The sequence below is a fragment of the Variovorax sp. RO1 genome, assembly GCF_002849325.1.
Classification (GTDB): domain Bacteria; phylum Pseudomonadota; class Gammaproteobacteria; order Burkholderiales; family Burkholderiaceae_C; genus Variovorax.
Map to the genome: position 1 here is coordinate 298,148 of NZ_PKMT01000004.1, position 14,968 is coordinate 313,115.

At 53.6% G+C, this 14,968-nt stretch carries 25 protein-coding genes; 13 read left to right on the forward strand and 12 right to left on the reverse strand.

The window, feature by feature from the left end; translation table 11 throughout:
• Positions 1-101 precede the first annotated feature (101 nt).
• From CY658_RS21700 to CY658_RS32520, 8 genes are all read right to left on the reverse strand, one after another.
• Positions 102-911 carry a phage capsid protein gene (locus CY658_RS21700; protein ID WP_101492162.1) on the reverse strand — a complete coding sequence of 270 codons (810 nt, stop codon included), beginning with the start codon at positions 909-911 and terminating at the stop codon, positions 102-104.
• 210 nt (positions 912-1,121) lie between these two features.
• Positions 1,122-1,904, reverse strand: a complete 783-nt coding sequence (locus CY658_RS21705) for a hypothetical protein (protein WP_143713740.1) — start codon at positions 1,902-1,904, stop codon at positions 1,122-1,124.
• 21 nt (positions 1,905-1,925) lie between these two features.
• Positions 1,926-2,132, reverse strand: a complete 207-nt coding sequence (locus CY658_RS32515; protein WP_143713742.1) for a hypothetical protein — start codon at positions 2,130-2,132, stop codon at positions 1,926-1,928.
• Positions 2,129-2,347 carry a Bbp19 family protein gene (locus CY658_RS21710; protein WP_101492164.1) on the reverse strand — a complete coding sequence of 73 codons (219 nt, stop codon included), beginning with the start codon at positions 2,345-2,347 and terminating at the stop codon, positions 2,129-2,131. Before CY658_RS21710 ends, CY658_RS32515 begins: the two co-directional genes overlap by 4 nt.
• Before the next feature lie 46 nt (positions 2,348-2,393).
• On the reverse strand, positions 2,394-4,049 hold the full coding sequence (locus CY658_RS21715) for a portal protein (protein WP_101492165.1): 1,656 nt from the start codon (positions 4,047-4,049) through the stop codon (positions 2,394-2,396).
• A gap of 17 nt (positions 4,050-4,066) precedes the next feature.
• Complete coding sequence (locus CY658_RS21720) at positions 4,067-4,783, reverse strand: hypothetical protein (RefSeq protein ID WP_101492166.1); 717 nt, start codon at positions 4,781-4,783, stop codon at positions 4,067-4,069.
• A gap of 11 nt (positions 4,784-4,794) precedes the next feature.
• A complete protein-coding gene (locus tag CY658_RS21725) occupies positions 4,795-5,238 on the reverse strand; it encodes a hypothetical protein (RefSeq protein WP_101492167.1) in 444 nt (147 codons plus the stop codon).
• Between the two features lie 665 nt (positions 5,239-5,903).
• Positions 5,904-6,203 (reverse strand): hypothetical protein, encoded by a 300-nt coding sequence (locus tag CY658_RS32520; RefSeq protein ID WP_143713744.1) that lies wholly within the window; start codon positions 6,201-6,203, stop codon positions 5,904-5,906.
• Between the two features lie 29 nt (positions 6,204-6,232).
• Between CY658_RS32520 and CY658_RS21730 the strand changes: the two genes are divergently transcribed.
• Together CY658_RS21730 and CY658_RS21735 are read left to right on the forward strand one after the other, a co-directional pair.
• A complete protein-coding gene (locus CY658_RS21730) occupies positions 6,233-6,421 on the forward strand; it encodes a hypothetical protein (protein ID WP_101492168.1) in 189 nt (62 codons plus the stop codon).
• 47 nt (positions 6,422-6,468) lie between these two features.
• Positions 6,469-6,837, forward strand: coding sequence for a hypothetical protein (locus CY658_RS21735; protein ID WP_101492169.1), 369 nt, complete (start codon positions 6,469-6,471; stop codon positions 6,835-6,837).
• Between the two features lie 12 nt (positions 6,838-6,849).
• Here CY658_RS21735 and CY658_RS21740 read toward each other — a convergent pair whose 3' ends face one another.
• The gene (locus tag CY658_RS21740) at positions 6,850-7,155 is read right to left on the reverse strand and encodes a hypothetical protein (RefSeq protein WP_143713746.1); all 306 of its coding nucleotides are present in this window, start codon (positions 7,153-7,155) and stop codon (positions 6,850-6,852) included.
• 130 nt (positions 7,156-7,285) lie between these two features.
• On the opposite strand from CY658_RS21740, the gene CY658_RS32525 reads away from it, so the two are divergent.
• Positions 7,286-7,585 (forward strand): hypothetical protein, encoded by a 300-nt coding sequence (locus CY658_RS32525; RefSeq protein WP_143713748.1) that lies wholly within the window; start codon positions 7,286-7,288, stop codon positions 7,583-7,585.
• Between the two features lie 722 nt (positions 7,586-8,307).
• On the opposite strand, the gene CY658_RS21745 is transcribed toward CY658_RS32525, so the two are convergent.
• Entirely contained in the window at positions 8,308-8,523 is a 216-nt protein-coding gene (locus CY658_RS21745) for a hypothetical protein (protein ID WP_143713750.1), read from the reverse strand.
• 117 nt (positions 8,524-8,640) lie between these two features.
• Between CY658_RS21745 and CY658_RS32815 the strand changes: the two genes are divergently transcribed.
• Entirely contained in the window at positions 8,641-8,802 is a 162-nt protein-coding gene (locus tag CY658_RS32815; protein ID WP_180839013.1) for a hypothetical protein, read from the forward strand.
• Positions 8,795-9,055: a hypothetical protein gene (locus tag CY658_RS21750; protein WP_101492172.1), complete on the forward strand. Its 261-nt coding sequence runs from the start codon at positions 8,795-8,797 to the stop codon at positions 9,053-9,055. The genes CY658_RS32815 and CY658_RS21750 overlap by 8 nt, the downstream gene beginning before the upstream one ends.
• Here CY658_RS21750 and CY658_RS21755 read toward each other — a convergent pair.
• Positions 9,038-9,637, reverse strand: coding sequence for a hypothetical protein (locus tag CY658_RS21755; protein ID WP_101492173.1), 600 nt, complete (start codon positions 9,635-9,637; stop codon positions 9,038-9,040). The genes CY658_RS21750 and CY658_RS21755 overlap by 18 nt on opposite strands.
• A gap of 372 nt (positions 9,638-10,009) precedes the next feature.
• Here CY658_RS21755 and CY658_RS21760 point away from each other — a divergent pair, with 372 nt between their 5' ends.
• From CY658_RS21760 to CY658_RS21780, 5 genes are all read left to right on the forward strand, one after another.
• Positions 10,010-10,192: a hypothetical protein gene (locus tag CY658_RS21760; protein WP_101492174.1), complete on the forward strand. Its 183-nt coding sequence runs from the start codon at positions 10,010-10,012 to the stop codon at positions 10,190-10,192.
• Complete coding sequence (locus CY658_RS21765; protein WP_101492175.1) at positions 10,193-10,468, forward strand: hypothetical protein; 276 nt, start codon at positions 10,193-10,195, stop codon at positions 10,466-10,468. It abuts the gene before it with no gap.
• Positions 10,465-10,911, forward strand: coding sequence for a hypothetical protein (locus tag CY658_RS21770; RefSeq protein ID WP_101492176.1), 447 nt, complete (start codon positions 10,465-10,467; stop codon positions 10,909-10,911). Before CY658_RS21765 ends, CY658_RS21770 begins: the two co-directional genes overlap by 4 nt.
• Before the next feature lie 134 nt (positions 10,912-11,045).
• Positions 11,046-11,393 carry a hypothetical protein gene (locus CY658_RS21775; RefSeq protein ID WP_101492177.1) on the forward strand — a complete coding sequence of 116 codons (348 nt, stop codon included), beginning with the start codon at positions 11,046-11,048 and terminating at the stop codon, positions 11,391-11,393.
• 29 nt (positions 11,394-11,422) lie between these two features.
• Positions 11,423-11,602 (forward strand): hypothetical protein, encoded by a 180-nt coding sequence (locus CY658_RS21780; RefSeq protein ID WP_101492178.1) that lies wholly within the window; start codon positions 11,423-11,425, stop codon positions 11,600-11,602.
• Positions 11,603-11,643: 41 nt separating this feature from the next.
• Here CY658_RS21780 and CY658_RS21785 read toward each other — a convergent pair whose 3' ends face one another.
• Positions 11,644-11,913, reverse strand: a complete 270-nt coding sequence (locus CY658_RS21785; protein ID WP_101492179.1) for a hypothetical protein — start codon at positions 11,911-11,913, stop codon at positions 11,644-11,646.
• Between the two features lie 214 nt (positions 11,914-12,127).
• On the opposite strand from CY658_RS21785, the gene CY658_RS21790 reads away from it, so the two are divergent.
• The 3 genes from CY658_RS21790 to terL all read left to right on the forward strand — a co-directional run bounded on the left by CY658_RS21790 (position 12,128) and on the right by terL (position 14,935).
• The gene (locus CY658_RS21790) at positions 12,128-13,207 is read left to right on the forward strand and encodes a tyrosine-type recombinase/integrase (RefSeq protein ID WP_180839014.1); all 1,080 of its coding nucleotides are present in this window, start codon (positions 12,128-12,130) and stop codon (positions 13,205-13,207) included.
• A complete protein-coding gene (locus tag CY658_RS32820; RefSeq protein ID WP_180839015.1) occupies positions 13,204-13,377 on the forward strand; it encodes a hypothetical protein in 174 nt (57 codons plus the stop codon). Before CY658_RS21790 ends, CY658_RS32820 begins: the two co-directional genes overlap by 4 nt.
• Positions 13,378-13,438: 61 nt before the next feature.
• The gene (gene terL / locus CY658_RS21795) at positions 13,439-14,935 is read left to right on the forward strand and encodes a phage terminase large subunit (protein WP_143713751.1); all 1,497 of its coding nucleotides are present in this window, start codon (positions 13,439-13,441) and stop codon (positions 14,933-14,935) included.
• Positions 14,936-14,968 lie beyond the last annotated feature (33 nt).

Sequence of the window (14,968 nt, forward strand, 5' to 3'; positions counted from 1 at the left end):
AATGAAAGAAAACACGTCGCGCTGCTCACCGGCTGTGTATTTATCGAGCAGGCAAAAAGAAAGGGCTCCAAACGGAGCCCTTGTTCATTCACCTAGGTTGCTTAGACTGCGCAAGGCATCTCGATCACACCCGTTGGGTCGATGATTACAGCGCCTGCGCTGATCTTCGCCATCACTTGCCATGCGTCCATCTGAACGACACGCTCCACTGCCACCTTTGGTTCTTGGCCGATTGCCAAGCCGACCGCGCGCTTGTTGAAGTAAAGAGCCGTTTGAACGTTCGTTGCTGTCGGCAGCAAGTTCGAAACGATGACGTTGAATCCCATGAACTTGCCAACTTCGCCGGACACTGCTGGCAACAGACCTGCTGTGTAGTCAGCACTGATGACCTTTACTTCGTTCATCATTTCGCTGAGAGCCTTGGAGCCGATGACCATGAAGCGGTCTGCTTCATCTACGTCAGCTGCATTCAACAGTGTGAAAGCTTCCAAGTGCTTTGCGTATGTCCACCCACCAGCCGTTGTGCCTGTGACGTTGGAGCCAGCAAGAGCCGCTGTGATGATGATTTCATCGAGCTTGCGGTTGATCGTGCTCGTGACCTGAGTCACATACTCTTGGCGGAGAGCAACGTTGGTCTTGATCTCGTCGAGGTCATCCAAGTACTCTGTGGAATACCAGTCGCCCAGTGTTGCGACAACGCGGCTGTGATCGCCTTCAAACGGAACTAGGTTGCCGTTGCGTGGCTTCTGTGCCGCTGTGCCCTTGCCGAGGATAGGGAAGCCATACGTGGATCCAATCACGCCGTTCGCTTGACGGACTGCGCTACGCAGCTTTGTGTTGGACTGCTGGAATACTTGGTGGATTTCCTCGGAGAACTGAGGAATGAAAATGTTTGGTTGTGTGTTAGCCATGGTTGCCCCTTCTTTTTGTTTTTGTTAGGCAGGAGTTAATTGATTGCTGGCTTGTCTTCGTCCTTCGAAGGGCCTCAACTACTTCACCTACACAGGGCAATCGCGTATCTGTTCGGTCTTTCGTTATTCCTATTTATTGCGGTGCTGAAAATTCACAGCACAAGAAAAAAAGGCTCCCGAGGGAGCCTTGATGTGTTTGGTCTGATTTGGTTACTTGCTGTTCTTCGCGTACCAGTCGGCAACCTTGCCTTGGAGCTCTTTTCCGGTCTTCGTGTTCTTGTAGTAGTCGGGATGGGCCATCATCTTGCGAATCTCGTCTTTGCCGACGCCGACAGGTCCCGAGGACTTAACTCGCGTCACGTCTTCACCCAGTTCGCTGCCGATGCGGGAAAGGATGTCGATGATGAAAGGGTTGTTCCCGATCACTTCAATTGGAATGTGTGAGGGCACGTACGTTTCAAACGCGTTGATTGCGTTCTGCACGTTCTTTTCGTAGTCAGAACCCCATTGCTTCTCCAGGTACACCTTCGCCTTCTCTGGGGTGTCGGTCGTTTGCTCGTATGCCTTCTCGTATTGCTCAAGTGCCCACTGGTATTGCGCAGGCGTCAGGCCAGCCTTCAGTGCGTCTTCCTTGAAAGCCTTGTTCGACTCATCATCCAGCTGGATTGACTTCGGTGTGTACTCGTAGGCATCGACAGATTCAGGAGCGAAGTTGCCCTTGGTGCTGATCTTCTTCTCGAGAGACTGGTAGCTCTTAGCCAGGTTCTGGAAATCAGGCTTGCCGTCACGGAGGAACTTGGCTGGAACCCAGCTGAGGTCTTCATCGTCGCCGCTGTCTTCAGCCTTTGCCTCGACCTTCGCAGTCGTGTCGACTGGCTTCTCTGCTGGTGTTGCAGGGACGGTTGTTTGAGCTTGAGGTGTCAGCACTGTCGCAGCGGGTGTAGCTGTCTCAGTTGCTGGCGCGGATTTTTGGTCTTGTGAGTTGTCTGCCATTGCAGGCTCCTTTTCTTGTTGTTATCTGACCTGCTTGAACAAGTCTGCTTTTGTGCCGGTCTCAGGAAGAACTTCCTTCTGACGGCGCTTGTATTCGGCGAGCCATTGCTCACGAATCTCTTGTGGCGTGTCTGCTGTCACGCCGTCTTCGTACTTCCACGCCTTCGGTGCTGGCTGTACTGGTGTTGCTTGCACTTCGGGTGCTGGTGTCTTGCGCTTGAATGTCATTCGTCTTGTGCCTCATCGGGTAGTTGTGCGAGCTTCTGCAAGACGAATCGCACAACACTTCGCTGCCCTTCGAGGAAGGCGGTGTGGTACGGGTCTTCTCTGGTGTAGCTGGCGATGTCGTAGAACAGGGCAGTCAGGTCTTCGAGGACCTTCTGCCCGGTTGTGTCTCGTGCAAAGAGGGATTGATACGCTTGCGCGTCAACGGGTTGGTACATAGATGTGATTCCTTTCACTTCTATTTATGCAAACCGCCCGACGCGTTTATTGCGTGATCTGATCAACCAGTTCGTTTGCCTGTCCTGGCTCTGGGCGCGCGCTCAATGCGCGCGCTGCTGCCTCACGTTGAGCGGCCTCAGCTTCTGCTTGCGCACGTTGCTGGCGAATCTGATCGATCTCGCGTTGATCGCGCATCAGTTCTACGGGGATGCCGAGAATCTCTGCTCGCTTCTGTGCAGCCTTGTCCACGTCATACGTGTCAGCGACTTGAGGTCCGAACGCCTGCATCGACTGAGCAAGGCTGGATTCGTAGCGATCCATCGCCGTCACATCGTCCATGCGCTGCGCACGGGCGAGTGGTGACTTGAACTCAGGAATGAAGCGCATCTCCATCAACTCATCCGGTGGCTGACCGAGGAGACCAGCGCGGAAGGCCAGGTTGAAGCAACGCTCGATCAGGGGGTTCAGGAACTCAGCTTGGAGGCGGCTGAACGTAGGACCGAGAATTTGTCGGATGATCTGCGTGCGAGTACGAACCTCTTCAGCGGTCATCGGTGCGCCGCTCTGCGAAGGTGCCAGCTCGTCCGACATCATCACGCGCTTGATCTGACCCTGAAGGCGCATGATTTCGCCTTCAGCGATACGCCAGTTGCCGCCGGATGCCAGAGGCTTGATGTTGTCTGGATCGGCGACCATGATCACCTTGCGGGGGCCGATGCGGACGGTTGACGGGTTGAACACGCCGTCATGCTTCGCCACGAACGTCCCAGCGATTGCCATCTCACCGTTCGTCAGCACCATCTCGACCAGCTTGTTCAACGTCTTCACGTCTGGCAGTGCGTCGTTCAACGGGCCGACTGCGTACTCTGTTCCCGGGATGACGGACCAGCGAGGGATGACCAACGGAAACTCTTGGTAGCCAGACTCGTAGCAGACCTCGCCCGACTTCTCACAGACGTACGTCGATTCGAACGGCATCGCCTTCGCCATCTTTCCCGCTGAGCGTTTGCCAGCTCGGAAGCGAGGACGGATGCAGTGGATGTACGGGTGCTTGACGATGCTTGTCGGGTCGTTCTCCAGCAAGCTCTTCGCTGACGGAGGAAGGTTGGCGGCACCGAACTTTTCCGCCGCCTCTGCCACAGTCATCATCAAGCGGCGGTAGACGGTATCGACCTTCTGAGCCTTGGTGCTGTCTGCGATGTACAGACTTGCAAGGGGCCAGTGTTCGAAATGCAGGCGACCTGACTCTTCGTTCATCTCAATGAACAAGCCGGCCTGACCAGCAACCGCGATGTCGATGAAGAACTCGTACGCCTCGGCGTTGTAGTTCGAAGAGTGGATCATCGAGAACAACGTCTCGGACGACTGCTGCAGCCACGCACGCACAGGCCGCGGAATGTAGGCGTCAGGTGTGTTCGGGACGGAAAGACTGAACCACTGAGACGTGCTCGGTGTCAGGCCGCCGATCATTGATGCTGACAACAGGCGGCATGCATCCGTCCCTGTGCTGTCAAACAGTTTGGCTTGATCCGTGCGTGCTCTCGTTGCATTCGTGAACGGATCGTCGTTGCCGTAGAAGCCTTGACCTCGCAGCGGGTACGAGTATTCGAAAGCTTCCTTCCATGTCTGTTCAAGAACGCTGCGTTGTGATTGCAGGCGTTTGAATGACTTCAGGATCTCTTGTCCTTTGTTGTCTCCCATAGCGACCTTCCTTGTTTTTATTGTTTTGGTGCGCCTGTCACTCCGCTCGTCATGATTCGCTCAAGGAGGGATTGCTTCGCTTTTGTTTTTTCTTCTTCGTCTTGCTGGCCGGGTGCGAACAACTGCTGCTTGTCATCTGCACCGAGGACCTTCTTGTCCTCTTGCGCAACCAAGTCGTTGTCCTTGACGTTCGCAACACGCAACATGTCGCCCAACATAGTCTCGTTGCTGATCTTTTGTTCAGCCGCCAACTTCTCGTGCTTCGCCTTCTCAGCAGCTACGCGCTCTGCCTCACGTGCTGCACGTTCCGCTTCGAACTGAGCGGCCTGTGCTGCCTGTTGCCGTTGAAGCTCCGCTTGTTGCTGGTTGAATGCGTCCGCCTGCGCCTGGAGCTGTGATTGCCATTCAGCGCGTTGTGTGGCGTTCTGCGCTTCGATCTGCTCACGTTCACGCGCAAGCTGGTAGTCCCAATCCAGCTGCTTGACCACTTGCTCACGCTGCTGCACGTACGACGCATTGACAGCCTGCCTGCCATTCATCTCAATGCCGCCGAATCCTTCGAAGCCCTCTGGTGCCAGCGCATAGAACTGGCCTGTCTCTTCGCTCGTCCAACCAGTCACCCAGTCGTACGTGTAGTCCTCGACACCGACTTGCGTCATCTCGACATCGCCACCACTGGCTTCCCACACACCACGTTGGCCGGTGCGTTTCTCTGTCACTCGTTTCAGTGCCATAAGAACGCTCCTTACCCAGCCTTGGACGCTTGCTTGCGTCGCGTGCTCAGGCTTTGGTTGGCGTCGTCGTAGTTGTTGTCGTCGTCCAAGTAATAGAACGACTCCAGGTACGTCTTGCGGCGTGCTTGGTCTGCGGCGAGTTGTTGGCTGTTGAGCTCGCTGTTGTTGCGTGCCTTCTCAGCTTCTTGTTGTGCGGCGAGTTCCTTTTGCTGCTCTTCTTGCAACAGACGGTCTTGCTCTTTCTGCTTGTCCGCCGCCAGTTGGTCTTGGTACTGCTGGCGTTGCTGGTCGGACTGCTGCTGGAGTTGCAGCATTCGTTGACTCTGGGCCTCGCGTTCGAACGACATCTGGTTGTCGATGCGGCTTCGCTCGGCGTCTTGCTCTGCCTTCAAGCGGTCACGTTCAGCACCAGCACGTGCTTCAGCTTGGAGCTGAAGCATCAGTTGGTCCTGCATGCTTGGTCCTTTACTTCCTTTTCCCATTCTTTTTCTCCCATTCGGTTTGATTGAATGGGGCTATTTATGGAAAGAAGTTGAATAGGCCGTTGAAGCACTGGTCCCGTAATGGACGGTTTTGAAAAATCGCGCAATTTCAAAGTCGTCTATAAAAATTCTGGGCAGATTCCTTTCTGGGGCATACCCGTTTTTCGCCGGGGAGCTATACGGTCGAGCCAAAAAGTTCTCCGCAGCGGACGCCCAGCATTCATCACTGTGAGCTTCCCCAGCGAGCGAGAAGACCTGGAGCAATGTCGCTCTCGCTGCGGTACATGCTCGTCAGGTCTCAATGTGGATTGCAGGCAGTAGAACGGCCGAGAAGCGACTGAAACGGTCTGGTTGGTGGGATGGCACCAGCACGTCTGGGAAACGTCTTCTAGGAGGTGGGCGAGCAAATCACTATGGATGACATGCTTCCTCCCAGCTACAGCCGCGATGTGATCCCAAATCTGATGCAAGGACCACGCAAAAACAATAGGGTTATAGCCGGCTAAAATTATTTGAATCGTCCATGTCGCAGCGATTCAGGATTTGAATCGACCATCAAGGCAGCAGGATCGATTCAATTTGTGAGGTACCACAGACAAATGCAGGTCTGTCTAGGTCGTCTCACACATCGATAAAGCTCACGGAGGCCACTCTCTTTGCAGTGGGAGCGGCATCGAAACCGCCTGACTGTCTTGAAGAGTTGAGCTAGCAATAGAAGAACTGTGGCTGTTCTTCGTTGGTTTCATTGCCTCTCTCAATCCTTCTCTTCTATTAGTCCATTCATCCATGTCTATCTTGGATGTCTTCTTGATGCTATTGATGTGGTCAAGGAGGTTTTTGACATAGGCGTTTGCTGGAGAAAAACAAATACCAGACTGAGATGTCAGCTCATTTCCACTTGAGATGTTGACCTTGATTGAACTCGTGTTGATGGTCACGTCATCGATTAACAAACCAAGGAAACGAAATGAACGAAACGATTAAAGAACTGCTGATGTCGGTCAAGGGGAAGTCTTTTGACGAGGCATTTCAGTTTGTCGATCAGTACTTCCAAAACATCATGTTCTCTATTGAGGCTGATGAGTGGAAGGTTCGGATGTCTCAAACGGAAAAGGAGAAGTTCATCAATGCACTGCTGACATGCAAAAAGAAGTAATTCAATTCATCTATTTCAATTCACTTATTTGATTCAAGGAAACAACCATGACCGAACAAACCACTGCTACCTCTGCTGCAACGTCCAAGCGTCAAGCTCAACTGGAAGCTCTGATTGCCAAGGAGGAAAAGGCGAGGGCGGAACGGATGGCAAACCTCAAGGCTCGTCTGGAGAAGGAGCAATCGAAGACGAAGGAGCTGGCTGTCGGAATGGAAGGGCTCGGAGCAGTGATGGATCAATTGGACGACCTGGCTACCAAGCACTCTGTCTCGATGTTGAAGCTGCTGGACTTCCTGGCTAAGCAGAAGGTCGGCGAGACGGCACGGGTTGTCTATCGCAGGAAGCGTGAGCCGAAAGCTCCCAAGGAGCCGAAGGCACCACGGAAAGTTGCAGCAAAGAAGGTCGTGAAGAAGTAAGACGACCTCATCTCAATCCTCAAGGGCCGCAAGGCCCTTTTCTTTTTTCCGTCTGTGGTAGCTGCCGACAGCTTTCAGGCGACGCTCAACGAAGGATGCATTGAACTCCTTCATGATCTTGTTGAGCTTGACGATCTGCCTAACAAGCTCGTCATCGTCAATCCATCCTTGCTTGTGCAGTTGCTTCAAATAGAACGCGACATGTTTGGCAAGTGATACACCCAGTACTGGCTTCTGTGTCTGGAATTTCCGTCCGTCTGCTGTGTAGATGAAGTAGATGTGAACCGGAATGGCTGGGTTTGGTTGTCGTCCGTACATGGAAATCCTTTGGTGCATCACCTATTTATGGGGCTGATGCCACCTGATTTCCCGTGCTAGGTAGTCCCGGATGAAAAAACAAAAGGCCCACACCTGTTTGAATGTGGGCCTACTTGCTTCTTAAGGAGATGTGACCTTCACAGGCGACAGATGTATTTATGCAACAATGTCATTGGCCGATTTTGGTCGTTTACTTGGAAGAAGAATGAGCAAGCCAACGCTGGAGCTGAGTGGTTTTGATGGGACTATTGAAGGTCATCCGGACCTCACCGCTCTTTTTAAAGTGATCCTTAATGCCGAGCCGGTAATGACTTCCGTTGGCAAGCAAAATGGAAGGCCAATAGTAGGCGTAGGCAATTTGGAAGAGCCGAAAGTATTGTTTATTTTTACACAAACAGATGAGGGCTACACTCTTACCCGTAGCAGGTAGTTCTGAGTAGCAGGTGTCGGTCTTCCTTCACCTGCTTGTTAGATTTACTGATGGGCAAATCAATGCATACAGCGACCCGCACGGGGTTCCTGTTACCGTAGCACTCGTTTGTAGGGAAATTGGATTCATCTCCATCATTTAATTCATCTGCTTGTTGAGTTTGACTGAAGTCGGAGAGGAGAACAACTTGTCGCTGCGCGAATCACCTTCACATCTGCTCCTTTCGTCGCATCTGTTCAGTTGATTGATTTCATCCAAGAAATTTTGGACACAGTTATCCCTAATGCCTGCCGCAAAAATCTAATTTGCGGTGAGAGCCCCTGACCATGCCTGCCTAACGTCATCGCTGCAGTTGCGTTCCGCCTTGACGATGGACCAGTTGTGAAGTGATCCGTTCGGTCTGCTGGTTGTCATCGATCATCAAGGAACCCGATGCAGCTTTGAGCTATGTGCTCTGGCGATACTGGCAGACGTTGCAAGTGTTGGGACACGTTCATCTGTTCTCTCGCCCGGTCTCTCGGCATAGTGCTGAGAAGTTAGGTTTGGGTTTCGGAAATGAGGAAACCCACGACGGCCTTGGACAGCTTTTATCGTGGGTTTCGAAGTGATCGTTACGGTGGGGTTGTCCAAGACCTTGAATGTATTTATGTCGATGGACAGAACCGAAGCAAAAAAATAGGTTAATGGTTACTAACCTCAGCTTTCACCCCAATGTTTTCTTTTTAATGGGGTAAAGAGCCTGACTGCTCACCGTATAGAGTGAGCAGGTCGGAGGCTTCTTTGCCGAGGCGACAGGCTTCGTTCGCAGTAGCCTTCATTTCCTCAAGCGTCATGTTGTTCGGGTGGCGCAGCTTTTCGTGAAGGCGCCATCTCCGGTTGGATGTAGAGCAGTACTTTTCAAAGAGGGGCCATGCAGCGTTGATGCGGTCGATGTTCATGTTGGTCTCCTTCATGCCTGTATTTATGACGGATCGAACACAACATTCCTCGCCGGGGAAATCGAAGCGGGATGGGTCCTCCGCATAAATAGAAGTGCATCTTGAAAGGAAGCACTCATGGAACTCATCACCATCCTCACACCGCTCGCAATCGGCACACTGCTGATCGTCATCTACAACCAGCACCAAGCGCTCAAGCGATCCAAGCTACAGGCACAGCTTGCACAGTCGAAGTACCAACTGCTCCTGGCTGTGCAGTCGGAGCTTCCTCTTGACTGACATCCACGGCATCAGCAGGAAGGAATGGAAGTTCGTAGCGAACGCATCCAGAGCCGACTTCGAGCTGCTGGTTGCCGCTGAGGAATGGAAGGTGCTGGACAACCTGGCCGAGAAGGTCAGGTACTACGGCACTCAGTTCGAACCGGAGGCCGGTCATCAAGACTTCCTCGACCTGTACGACTACACCTCCGAATACTTGACCCAGCATGGCGAACTACCGCCAGCCGTCCAAAAGCTAGTACGAGGGGAATGACCCCTGTGAGGCATTCCAGATCAACGCATGCGCCTGCTTGACGGCACGACCAGCAACGGCGTTCAGGATGTTCTTTCCGTCCGCATCACTTGGCTTGGCCTGAGGGGCAAGGCGAAGTTCGACCGCCACCTCCCACAGCTTCTTTTCCTCGATCACCCGCGCATGGAAGACATCCAGCAGCTTGTTGATCTGAGCAACGTTCGGTAGGCGCGCAAGGGGGTACTCGGCAAACGACTCCCGCACGGGTCGGCCGCGCTTGACCTTCTTCAGTGACTTCAGCTTCTGCTCGATGTCGGCCAGGAGCACCGATGTTGGGTTCGCAAGGTTGACGAGCAGCACAGCCTCGTTCAGCCCGAGCTCGTCCGTCTCCCAGAGGCTCCATTGCTCGGCCTCTTCCTTGGTGTCGATCACCCTTGAGATGAACGGCGGCACTTCCTCCAGCAGCTCGCCCACCTCATCCCACCAGTCCTCGAACGAGAGCGACTGTGCCGTGCCGAGGTCTTTCCTCACTGACGCCTTCCAGTCCTTCAACGGGACCAGCTGAAGGCATTTCCACCAGAGCTTGTACGGGTTCTTTTCCATCCAAAAAGCATAACAGATCAATTGAGGAAATTAATTGACTAGCGAATTCCTAGCGTCAAAAAAATACATTAACTCATCGCTTCTGCATCGCCAGAACGAATGCCTCGAAAGAGGGTTGCTCCTTAACAATTTGGGTTGGACTTCAGATTTCGCATTCCGAATACCCCAATAAAGAGGGTAGGGAAGGATAACTCGTTCAACCACTATCAGTAGTGAGCCTATCCCTTGAAGGCGTAACGCTCACAAATCAACTTTTATAGGAGGTTTTATAGAGGTAAATCTAATCTAGTTTTATCGGTGTAGGAAGAGAGTCACACCCTCAAACGGCTGTGGCTCTTTTTGTTTGTATTTCAATTTACTAGGGAGTTTTAAATGAGCGATACGTTCTATTTGTACAAATGCGGCTGCTGCGAGCGGCTATTCATCTCGTCGGCCACTGAAAAGAATGTGATGGAGATCACCTCCACACAAGCTCAGATGTGGCTTGAGGCAAAGGCGAAGCTGGGATTTCCCCTGACTTCTATTCAAAAAGACATTCTTAAAGGAAAAATTTAAATGAGTAACAGCAATCAAAAACTTCAAAACGTCATCAGTTTGGTGATGTCGGACCTGGACCTGATTCATGAGCAGGTGTGCTTCCGGGAGGAAGACTTCGGAGGCAACGCGTGGACCGCAGCATCCGTGAACGTCACCTACAACATCTGCCTGTGGAAGGCGGCGATTGTTGAAGAGGTCGGAGATCTGAACCTCTACCGTGAATGGGAAGCGAAGTGCGAGGCGATCAAGGCTGTGATGGTCGAGCTGGCAAAGCAGGAAGGAGGTGCAGCATGAGCAAACTCTCCCTAACCACTGGCAACGCCCGGACCGATGCGGCGCTTGAGTCGCTCATCAATGCCTACGGCGAATGCGCGAGGATCATTCGATGCGACGGTAAAGCGATCGATCAGGTTCGCACGGTCGCTAGCCTCATCGCAAACGTGATGGTCGATCTTTCCAGCGAGTCGGAAGTGGACAAGCTGTTCAGTGACGTGCCAGAGATCGTAGAGGCGAATCGTCGGCTGTACATCGAAGAGCACGATGATGGCCTTGAAGTGAGGCAGTACCGCTGGTATCTCGGAGCGATTGGGTCGCTGCTGCATGACGATGTGGTGAGAGGGCCGCTCAACCATGAGCGCATCACGTACGGCCAGACGCCACTCACTGGTGATCTGCGAACCGATCTGCCGATGCTGCTTGAAGAGTACCGTGCGTGGAGGGACAAGCAGCAGAACTGAAACAGTAGCTCGCTAGGGAACTGAGGAATTTCTTCGGTTTTCTGGCGACCTTCTCTAAATAAATGGGTCGGTGAGAACAGCACATGCGGTGCTCGACTCCCGACCCATTCATTTTTCTTGAGGAGGAAACACAAATGAGCAACACGAACGCAGCACTACAGCACCCAGTCATCACGATCCGCGTCACAGAAATCTTCGGCCATGTGGTCAAGTACAAGCTGTGGCATGTCGGTGAGAAGGGCAAGGAATTCACGTTCGCCGGAATGATCATGGCGGACAGAGACACCATCGCAACGATGGAGCCGGGTCGCGGCTATCAGGTTGTGCAGTCAGTGGACTCATTCAACTGCACGCACTGGACGGCAGCACACCCATACGCCGGCGGCAAGGTGATCAAGCAGGACGCAATCATCGAGCGTGTTGCGGCGAAGAAGGCAGAGCGCAAGTACAACGAAGCATGGCTGGACACCGTTGAGTTCTGAGCCATAAGTACAGGACCAAGGAGAAAAACATGAACGAACGATTGAAACGCGACTTCGAGGAATGGAAGTCACAACCGGGAAACCAAGCGGGCGAGGTGACGTCAAGCCAGATTCGGCAAGCGACACAGAAGCTGAAGCAGTACGACTCAGACGGCGTGCCGTTGATGACCGCGGCGCTTGCAACCTTCCTGTTGCAGTACGAACAATAAAAAAGGGGCCGCAAGGCCCCTTCGCTTTTGGTCGATGTGCTTCAGTACTCGTCTGGCAGAAGCACCGTTGTCACCGATCGATCCCACTCAGTGATGATGTAAATCTTGACGTTCGTTGGTGGCAGGAAATACACGCTCAGGACGCGCAAACCGTTTGCCACAGCGTACTCGTTCGCCTCCTTGTCTGCTGTTTGCAGATCACCCCAATCGCCTTTTGCATGTCTCGTGATGTACGTGACAGGGTTCTCTCCGCTGTCATCGAAGGCCCCGATTGCGCCTTTCGTGGCAACCACTTTTCCTAGTTCAAGCATTCGCTCTCCTTGTTGATGGAGCGAGCACCGTCCTGGCTGAACCCCATTTCAACAACTGGGAGCACCGCAGCGGTTCTGCCGGGACGAGCAGGTCATTCCCGTTGTCTTTCTCATAAATACAGGGGAGGGTGGACATCACCTCAACTGCAATGAAAGGCAACCAATGATTCGCAAACCAAAGAACAGTACGAACTTCCACTTCCGATTCAACTACATGGGAAAGACGTACTCGGGCTCAACGGGAACATCGAGCCGACACCTCGCCACCCAGTACCTCAGCAAGTACCGCGATGAGGTCTACAAGAAGGTAGCGCTGGGGGAAGTGGACGAGCCAGACCGAATGAAGCTGAGTGAGGCAATTGCTCAGTACTTCAAGGACAACCGCCACACGACGATCCCAACCACGTACACCACATGCAGCACCAAGCTGTTCGGCAAGAAGCGATGCAACCGCACGCACAAGATGCTGCGTGTCTATGGCCTTCGAGACGAATCAATCGAGACGTACAAGGACAAAGACATCCAGAAGCTGATCAACGAACGTCGGAATGAGGGGAACAAGAACACGACGATCCTCTATGAGCTTGTGTTCCTCAGTGTCGTGTTCAAGCACGTCAAGCGTCTCGGCTACCAAGTACCTGACATCGACTTCGATGAACTGAAGAAGGCGAACAAGCTGAATGCGAATCGCGGCCGCCTGCGCTTCCTCTCGATGCCAGAAGAGAAGAAGTTGCTGATCGAACTGTCCCGAACGCTCGACGCTGACAACGAATTCACCAAGCTGTGCCGCGTGAACGCCCTTCACTTCGCTGTGATGCTGCTCGACATCGGTTGTCGTATGGGCGAACTTCAGAACCTCAAGTGGTCAGACATCGACATGGAGAAGCGACAGATTCAACTCTACCGCTCCAAGGTAGACAACGAATCCGCACTGGCGATGACGAACCGTGTGCATGAAGTGCTGACCGACCGCCTTGCCTCGAAGGCCGAAGAGCAAACGATGGTGTTTGAGGGAATGATTCAGCGCGCCAAGGGCAAGGGTCGCGGGACGTTGAAGTGCCGTGCTGCATTCAGGAGTGCATGTGAGCGGGCAGGGATCACGGGCTGCTCGTTCCATACGCTGCGTCATACCCATGCATCTCGTCTCGTTCAGGCTGGTGTGTCGCTGTACGTTGTGCAGCACCAGCTCGGCCACTCGTCGCCAACCACGACAACTCGCTACGCGCATCTGGCACCACAGCAGGCAACGATGCAAGCAGCAAGCGTGCTCAATCAAATTCAGGAGGCAGCATGACCATTTTTGAACTGATTGCATGGTACGGAGGCTTTGCCGCGTTCCTGTACGGCGCTCTGTGGATCGAGAAGGCAGTGAAGAAGAACAAGAAGAGGCGGTTCGACCTTGAGACCGAACGGATCAACAGGACTCGAGATCGCATGCTCGCTGAGGAACGAATGAGCACATAACCGCGCCCTCACCAAAACCATAAATACCCCCTGACGGCTACGGCCTCAGGGGGTATTTTCTTTGGCAAACAAGAAGCAAAGCTCGATCACATACGAGCAAGTTGACGGCACGACAGTGGGGTTCAGGGAGTTCTATGCGGTGTATGCCGTCATGGAAGGGTTTGGCTCCGTCCCGTCGTTTCACTGGGACATGGTTGACTTCCTTGAGAACGACGACCAATGGCTGAACAACGTCGGGGTGATGCAGTGCTTCCGTGGTGCGAGCAAGTCATCGCTCAGCGCCGCATGGATCGCTTGGCGGCTTGCTCGTGACCCAACGCTGCTGTTCCTGATCCAGTCGGCAGACGACTCACTGGCGATGAAGATGTCCAGCGACATCGCCAAGATCATCACGAACCACCCGCACTGTTCGCACCTTCTCAGTTCAACAAACAAGTGGACTGAACGTGGTTTTCGAGTACGAGGCGCAACATCAGGCCGAAACCTCAGCGTCACAGCACGCGGCATCTTCTCCAACGTCACTGGCTTCCGCGCACACATCCTCGTCTATGACGACTGCGAGGTTCTGAACACGGCCAGGTCTGAGCCACTGCGCGACGACCTCCGCACCCGTATCTCAGAATCTGCACGCCTGCTGCATCCAAACGGCAAGCGCCTGTTCATCGGCACGCCTCACGCCGTCGATTCGATCTACCCGGAAATGATCGACCGTGGAGCCTCATCGTTCCGCGTTCCATTCCTCGAAAAATTGACTGGCGAGTGGCCTGCATGCACGGGGGTATCGAACTGGCCCGAGCGTTGGCCGCTGGAACTGATCGAGCAGGTTCAACGCTCATGCAAAGGCAAGGCGGAGTTCTACTCCCAGTACCAGTTGATCCCGACGCTGGCAGAAGACAGCTACCTCGACCCTGCATTCATCCGCACGTACAAGGGCGAGCCCGAATTCATCGAGTCAAACGGAAGCAAGCTCTATCGCCTTGACGGCAAGAAGATCACTGCGCACTGTGCATTCTGGGACCCGTCACTGTCAAAGGCGGGCCGGGATAACTCAGTTCTCGCCATCGTGCTCTGCACGCAGGACGGGCAAATCTTTATCCACCGCACTGTCTCACTCGTGGGGGAGATCGAACGCCAGTGCGAGCAAGTCCGCAAGCTGCTGATCGACTTCCACGTTCCGACTTGCTACATCGAAACGAACGGCATCGGCTCGTTTGTGCCGCAGCTATTGCTCAAGCACACGGCGGGCCTGGGGATCGCAATCGACGGCAAGCACACGTCCACCAAGAAGTCCGAATCGATCCAGACGGCCTACGAGACGCCGCTCAGTGCGGGAATCTTGTATGTGCACGAGAGCGTGATGGACACGCAGTTCCTTTCGCAGCTTCGTGACTTCAATCCTCGCTTCATGAAGGGCAAGGACGACTTCATTGACGCCCCAGCGAAGGCGATCCACCTGTTGCCGATCTCGCTGCGCTCAGGTGCTGCGCTTGATCCGAACGGCTTCGAGCCGTATCGAGCGTACGGAACTGTGATCGACATCGAGCGCGACTACGCATGACGGATACCCATAAATAAGAAAAACAACGAGGAG